The 1,966-nt window shown below is 44.9% G+C and carries 1 protein-coding gene and 1 pseudogene; both read left to right on the top strand.

The window, feature by feature from the left end:
• The first annotated feature begins 508 nt into the window (after nucleotides 1-508).
• Nucleotides 509-1,375, top strand: a complete 867-nt coding sequence (gene bchL / locus P5674_RS06185; protein WP_006616040.1) for a ferredoxin:protochlorophyllide reductase (ATP-dependent) iron-sulfur ATP-binding protein — start codon at nucleotides 509-511, stop codon at nucleotides 1,373-1,375.
• A gap of 35 nt (nucleotides 1,376-1,410) precedes the next feature.
• Nucleotides 1,411-1,966, top strand: a pseudogene (locus P5674_RS06180) (DUF5331 domain-containing protein); the annotation flags it as partial.

The raw sequence follows: 1,966 nt of genomic DNA, 5'->3' as shown, positions 1-1,966 counted from the left end.
GGGTCTATTCGGTGCGTCAGCTTATTTATCCGTTTCCCCTCCCAGATAGATGATTCAGGGGTCTGACGCACCCTACAACGGGTCTATTCGGTGCGTCAGCTTATTTATCCGTTTCCCCTCCCAGATAGATGATTTAGGGGTCTACGCACCCTACTAATTTGTGTATTGTAACTCTTTTACTCTAAAAAAGGCACAAATTATCATAAAACTTGATAAATTTACTTGAGCTGTTATGAGAGACCATGAGATATTTATATATCCTTGATAAACTAAAATGCTTTATTTTCCGACTAAATATAAATTTATAGCCCCTTTCCATTTGCGGAAAATTCATCAATAATGGCAATCAAGAGGGACAGCGATGTTATGGGGTAAGACAAAAACCGTACTACCTGAAATAGCGATCGCCACCCCAACAAAAGCAAAGATAAAAAACTTGGGATGCTGAGTTAGTCCTAACTACTCAGCCCCCCCATGATTGAAAAAGTATGCCCCAGGAGAAAAAATCGTGAAACTCGCAGTATATGGAAAAGGTGGAATTGGCAAATCAACAACCAGTTGCAATATTTCCGTGGCCCTAGCCAAACGGGGTAAAAAAGTCCTGCAAATTGGCTGCGATCCCAAACACGACAGCACATTTACCCTCACAGGGTTCCTAATTCCTACTATTATTGATACCTTGCAGGAAAAAGACTATCACTATGAGGATATATGGCCCGAAGATGTCATCTATAAAGGCTATGGCGGCGTTGATTGCGTAGAAGCAGGCGGTCCCCCGGCTGGTGCTGGTTGTGGTGGCTATGTGGTCGGAGAAACCGTTAAACTTCTCAAAGAACTAAATGCCTTTGATGAATACGATGTCATCCTGTTTGATGTTCTTGGGGACGTGGTTTGTGGTGGTTTCGCCGCCCCCCTCAATTATGCTGACTATTGCATGATTGTCACCGATAATGGCTTTGATGCCTTATTTGCAGCTAATCGCATCTCCGCTTCTGTGCGGGAAAAATCTCGGACTCACCCCCTACGGTTAGCGGGTTTGATTGGGAACCGGACCTCTAAGCGCGATCTGATTGATAAATATGTCGAGTCGGTCCCTATGCCAGTTTTGGAAGTATTGCCGCTAATTGAAGATATCCGGGTATCTCGGGTTAAGGGGAAAACCCTGTTTGAGATGGCGGAAACTGACCCATCTCTAAGTTATGTCTGCGATTACTATCTTAATATTGCTGATCAAATCCTGTCTCAGCCGGAGGGTGTAGTTCCCAAAGATGCGCCAGATAGGGAATTGTTCTCTCTTCTGTCTGATTTTTACCTCAATCCAACCAAGCCTTCTGTTCAAACTCAGGAAGATGAGCTAGACCTGATGATGGTTTAATAAGTCTAGCTACTCAGGATAAGGAATAAGAGGTTATGGCTTTCTTCCAGGAGTTTACTACTACCCTGAAACAAAAGTGGTTAGACTACTATCAGGCTAATCGTGAATGGTTGGTTTTACAAATGGACATTAGTTCCATTGACACCCCGGATGGAGGTAGAAGGCCATCCTCAGCCATGATTTTGGGGACTATCAACGCCCTCGACCCAGAAGCGGCTCTGTTGATGTTCCCCTTTTCCAAACTTAATCCTGATCCAGAAAAGTTGATTGAGGTTCTGGGTTTACATTTTGACCCAGAGCATGAGCTGGCCAGGATTTCTGGTTCTTTACCTGATCAGCCTCCGGTTGCTCAAGAACCTGTAAAGGCTGCGCCGGGATACCATCCTCCCCGAGAGCTAACACTTGAACCAGAGCCAGAGGAAGATTTAGGTCTCGGTGATGCTGAGGAAGAATTAGCTACCGATGACTTAGGTTTAGACCTCGGTGATGATGCTACCGATGACTTAGCTACCGATGACATGGATTTAGGTCTCGGTGATGATGCTACCGATGACTTAGCTACCGATGACATGGATTTAGGTCTCGGTGATG

Origin of the sequence: Limnospira sp. PMC 289.06 (assembly GCF_032350395.1) — a bacterium.
GTDB lineage: Bacteria > Cyanobacteriota > Cyanobacteriia > Cyanobacteriales > Microcoleaceae > Limnospira > Limnospira platensis.
The sequence above is the reverse complement of the archived record's forward strand: the minus strand, read 5'-3'. Positions and strand labels throughout refer to the sequence as shown.